Annotated in this window: 5 protein-coding genes and 1 pseudogene; all 6 read right to left on the bottom strand. The window is 59.3% G+C overall.

Annotated features, from left to right (window positions below; translation table 11 throughout):
• Positions 1–275: pseudogene (locus JX325_RS12860) on the bottom strand (hypothetical protein); the annotation flags it as partial.
• 163 nt (positions 276–438) lie between these two features.
• Positions 439–807, bottom strand: a complete 369-nt coding sequence (locus JX325_RS12855; protein WP_129175438.1) for a cysteine-rich VLP domain-containing protein — start codon at positions 805–807, stop codon at positions 439–441.
• Positions 808–984: 177 nt separating this feature from the next.
• Positions 985–1,764, bottom strand: coding sequence for a DUF4366 domain-containing protein (locus JX325_RS12850; protein ID WP_204791505.1), 780 nt, complete (start codon positions 1,762–1,764; stop codon positions 985–987).
• 2 nt (positions 1,765–1,766) lie between these two features.
• Positions 1,767–2,021 carry a DUF4315 family protein gene (locus tag JX325_RS12845; RefSeq protein WP_204791504.1) on the bottom strand — a complete coding sequence of 85 codons (255 nt, stop codon included), beginning with the start codon at positions 2,019–2,021 and terminating at the stop codon, positions 1,767–1,769.
• A gap of 13 nt (positions 2,022–2,034) precedes the next feature.
• A complete protein-coding gene (locus JX325_RS12840) occupies positions 2,035–3,780 on the bottom strand; it encodes a C40 family peptidase (RefSeq protein ID WP_204791503.1) in 1,746 nt (581 codons plus the stop codon).
• Positions 3,761–4,623: VirB4-like conjugal transfer ATPase, CD1110 family (locus JX325_RS12835; RefSeq protein WP_374220620.1), on the bottom strand; the 863-nt coding region annotated here is incomplete at its 5' end. The genes JX325_RS12835 and JX325_RS12840, both read right to left, overlap by 20 nt.

Genomic DNA, 4,623 nt, shown 5'->3' with positions numbered 1-4,623 from the left:
GAGTAATACTTGTAAAGGCCGGGGCCCTCGGTCTGCACGATCTCCACATGGTAAAGCCGCTGGTAGTCCTGCACCCGGTCTGAAAAGTCCTGTTCCATAGCGGCCAGATCGTTGCCGTAATGCCCCCATTCATACTGCCGCTGGCCGTTCTTATCATCGTAACAGGCCCATGTGACATAGGGGGATGGGGCCGTGGGATGTTCGCCCAGAGCAAAGCCCCTGCCGTTTTCCAGCATTACAGCCTTCAAAATGGAATAGCCTTGATTTTTGTCCATAATACCTCCTTCCAGAAAGCGGGGACTTTGGGACAAAGTGTCCCCAAGCTCCGCCATAAAGATGTTGACAGCATTAGGGCCAATCCGGGGCAGGCCATAGAAAGATACGGCCCGCCCCGGAAACAGCCTGTAAAAGCCTTGATACAAGCGGGTTTTTAAGGGCCTAATTGTCAACAGTCCGGCCCCGTTTTTTCCGCATATATTCCCGCTGTTGGCGGCGGTGGGCTTTTAAGGCGCACGCCTCTGAGCAGTACGCCTGCCGCCTGTCCGGGGCAACGGCTCCGCCGCATACCGGGCATATCTTAAAATCCGGCCTTGGCCCCTGGGTGGTGAGGGCGGCCTCCAATACAGGATTGAGGGGGAGGACGGCCTCCCGGAAGTAGCGGCACAGGGCCCCCGTCCAGCATTTCCCCAGCATATAGCACTCACAGTCTAAAGGCAGGCATCCATATTCCCGGTCATAGTTGGCACACCACTTTGCCACAAGGGAACGGATCGCCGCCTTTTCTTCCCGGGTCAGCTCACGGGCCATCGCATCACCTCCCGCCAGCCGGGGCCCTCAAAAGCTCTTTGTAGCAGGCCACGCATCCAACGCCCCGCCAGTAGGAACAGCCACAGCAGGCCGAGCCCCGGGGCGGTTTTCTCTCAGCCGGGGCTTTGGGGCGGGGCTTTTCTTTCATCATTTTTTCAAAAGGGCTGTCGGTAAACTTCATTTGTCCGCCTCCTCTCCGTTATCGTCCTCCTCGTCCCAGGGCGGGCCGTCATCGTCCTCGTCCCCGTAGCCGTCCGGCCCGTCATAGTCCGGGAGCTCGTCGCCATAGTCCTCCTGGGGCTCGGCGGCTTTCTGCTGTTTGGGGCGCAGTACCTTGAAATAGAACGCCGCGCCGCCGCCCACTAAGGCCACGGCCAGCACCGCCAGGAGCATCCCCGTATTGCCACCCGTTTCCGGCTCGGCCTCCTCCGGGACAGGTTCCTCGGTTTCCACGGGCTCCGGCTCCACGCCCACGCATTTTTCCATATTGACTGAGCAGACCGCGCACTCCGTATTCACGGCACCCGCCGCGCATTTTTCAGAGCAGGAGCAGACCGCCTGCTCCACCCCGGCGGCCTCGGCTGCGGCCAGCAGATCGGCCTCGTCTACCACGCTGAAGAAGTAGGTTTCATACTGCTCGCCCTCCTCGTCCACGGGCTTGTCATAGTCAATGACAATGTAAAAGGTGTTCCCGCCCGCCGTCTGCACCGTAATAAACTGCTTGTTGGTGTGCTCGTCATAGAGCAGATCACGGGTCACAAGGTTGCCCTCCTCCGAAAAGCCCTCACCCGGTTCGATGGTGGGCTCCGGCTCCGGGGCCGGGGTTTCCTCGGTCATGATGGGATCGCCATAGTCCGCGCCCTCGCCGCCGTCCGCATAGGCATAGGCCGGGACGCTAAATCCGCATAAAAGAACGGCGGCACACAGCGCCGCCGCCATCACCCGAAAGCGTTTCATCTTCAATTTTCCTCCTTTCCGCCGTCCCCGGACTTCTGGACACTTTGTCCAGAAGTGCCGCCGTCACGGAGCCGCTGGAGCACCAGGGGGAGCTCCTCCAGGGAAATGCTCATGCCCCGCACGATGTCCACGATCTCGCTGTTTTCGGCCTCCTGCTTGTTCTTTTCCAGCTCCTTGAGCCGGGCCTGCTGTTCGCTGATTTTGGCCTTGACCTTATCAATCTCGGCCTGGATTTTCTGGCTTTTGCTTACCGCCATAGATACCTCCTTGTCAGGGTAAACGCCCGTAGGCGTAGAAATGAGATTGCCAGTAGCTTGTGTTTAAGTTTGCATATTGGATGGGATCTCCACAGTGGATCATCATCCCATCCCCCACATAGATGCCACAGTGGGACACGCCCGCCGTGTCATAGGTGCCGACAAAGAACACCAGATCGCCGGGCTTTGGACTGCTGGTAGGGGTGCAGATGTTATAGAGCCCCTGTGCCCCCAGGCGGCCCACATTCCAGCCGCTGTGATTGATCACCCAGGACACGAAGCCGGAGCAATCAAAGGACGTGGCCGGACTGGAGCCTCCCCACACATAGGGATAGCCCAGGTATTTCTCCGCCTCGGTGAGCATGGCCGCAAAGGTTTCATCGTCCAGATATTCCCCCGGCACGTCATATCCGGCGGGCGGGTTGGTAACGTATTTTCCCACATAGGCCGACTCCGGGAACAGGTCTGGCCGGTTCCCCAGGGTGGACATATAGAGGGAATACCGGGACATCTGCTCCTCATTTATCATTTCCAGGGGCAGATGGGACAGGTTGCGGTTTTCCAGCGTCACATAGCAGATGTAGTAATTGTAGTGGACTTCCACATCGTAGGAGTTGCCCTCGCTGTCCGTCCGGCTTTCCGTCCGGTAGCGCACCTCCACCACCACATCCTCGGTGAGAATGTACTGGCGGTCAAAGAGGGTTTCCAGCGTCCCCTGCACCTGATCCAGCGTCCACGCCCCCTCATGGAGCACCGACAGGATGGAGATCAGCACATAGGGATCGTGCTCAATGCTGTCCAAGTCGAAGTGGTACTCGTCATAGTCGTGGGTGCTTTCGTAGCTGTCCAGGTAGTCCTGGAGCTCCGCCTCCATTCCCACATAAGCCGCCTCCGCCGCCAGCATTTCCTCGTCCTGGGATGGGTAGGTAGTCGCGCCCACCGCGCCCGCCCCGGCGTTGCCAAGCGTCACCAGGGAGGACGAACAGGACTGCATCATAAAGAGCAGGAGCACACAGGCCAGGGCCAGCACTACCCCCACGGGATGCCGCTTCACAAAGCCCACCGCCTTTGCCCCGGCCTTTTCCGTGGCGGCGGCTGTCTTTTTCGCCGCACCTGCCGCCCCGGTCTTGACCGCCTCCCGCGCCCGTTTCTGGTACTGCTTTTTCAAGCGGTGCCTGCGCCACATCCGGGAAACAGGGTTGCCGGACATTTCCGGGTGCTCCTGGGCGGCCATGCGGAAATGATAGTCCGCCGTGGCCTTGACATATTTGGACTCGGCCCGCTGGACAGCCTTTGCCGGATGCTGCCGGATTTTCTTTTGCACAAACCGCTTGCCATGCCGCAGGCCGGACTCGCCCACCAGCTCGGAGCGGTGGGCCCCCTCGATCCCCACGTTTTCCTGTTCATTCTCATAAATCTTGCCATGCACAAAACCGTGGGCGGCCCCGCCAGCGGCCCGGCCTATCCGCCGCACCGGGCCGACCTTTTTGGGTGGCTTCTGTTTTGCCAGCTTATCCTTTGCCCGTTCCAGCTTTTCCCCACGCTCCTCCATGCGGAGCTTGGACGCGGCGGCCTGCTCCTGTTTGCTTTTCTGCCGGAACTTTGACTTGTGGACACTTTGTCCAGAAGTGTCGTTGTTCGCAGCCCCGGCACCGCCTGGGGAGCCGCCCCCAGCAGCCCCGCCAGGATCGGCGGCGCTCTCCCAGGAGCCGGGGCACTCCCTGGGCTCCTGTTTGGGCTTATTCGGTTTTCGCTTCATTCTTCAAATCCTCCGGACGCGTGGTCAGCAGGTTATAGATTTCTCCACGGGGGAACCGATCCACAAAGGGGATCGTCACATCCCCATAGAACAGCAGGCCCTCGCCGGAATTGCTGTGGGTGATGTAGGAGAGCTGGTGCTCCGAAATGCCGAGCTGCTTTGCCAGAATTGCCCGATCACTTTGGGCCTGGGACAGCAGGATCATAAAATCCGTGTTGTCCAGAATGGCCTCAATCTCCCGGCTGGCCAAAAGGTCTTTGACGTTCTGCGTCAGGGCCGAGGGGACGCAGCCTTTCTTTCTCAGCATCTTCCACACGGCTACAAAGTAGCTGGCGGTGAGTGCGTCCCGGAGCAGGATATGGAACTCGTCAAAATAGCACCAGGTAGAAACGCCGCTGTGAAAATTCACATTGACCGCCGAAGTTACGAAGTCGTTGGTAACGTGCATGGCGATCTTGCGGAGGTTTTCTCCCAGCCCTTTGAGAACGATGCACACGATATGGGACGTGAGCTTTACGTTGGTCTGGTGGTTGAACAGGTTAAGGGAGCCGGTGCAGTAGAGCTCCAGGGCGGTTGCCACACGGCGGGCCTCCGGCTCCGGCTGCTTCAAAAGCTCCTCGTACAAGTCCTGGAGTAAGGGCGGCTTGCCGTCCCCGATCCCCAGGGCCATATCCCGGTAAATGAGCCGCACACAGCGGTCAATCACCGTCTTTTCGATGGGCTGCAAGCCGTCCTTGCCGCCCACCACCAGCTCACACAGGGACAACAAAAAATCCGCTTTCATGGAAAGCGGGCTTTCGTCATCGTCCAGGTCAAGCTGAATATCCATAGGGTTAATATGGC

Origin of the sequence: Oscillibacter sp. CU971, assembly GCF_905219725.1 — a bacterium.
GTDB lineage: Bacteria > Bacillota > Clostridia > Oscillospirales > Oscillospiraceae > Oscillibacter.
Note: the sequence above shows the minus strand (reverse complement) of the source record. Positions and strands in the feature narration are given on the sequence as shown.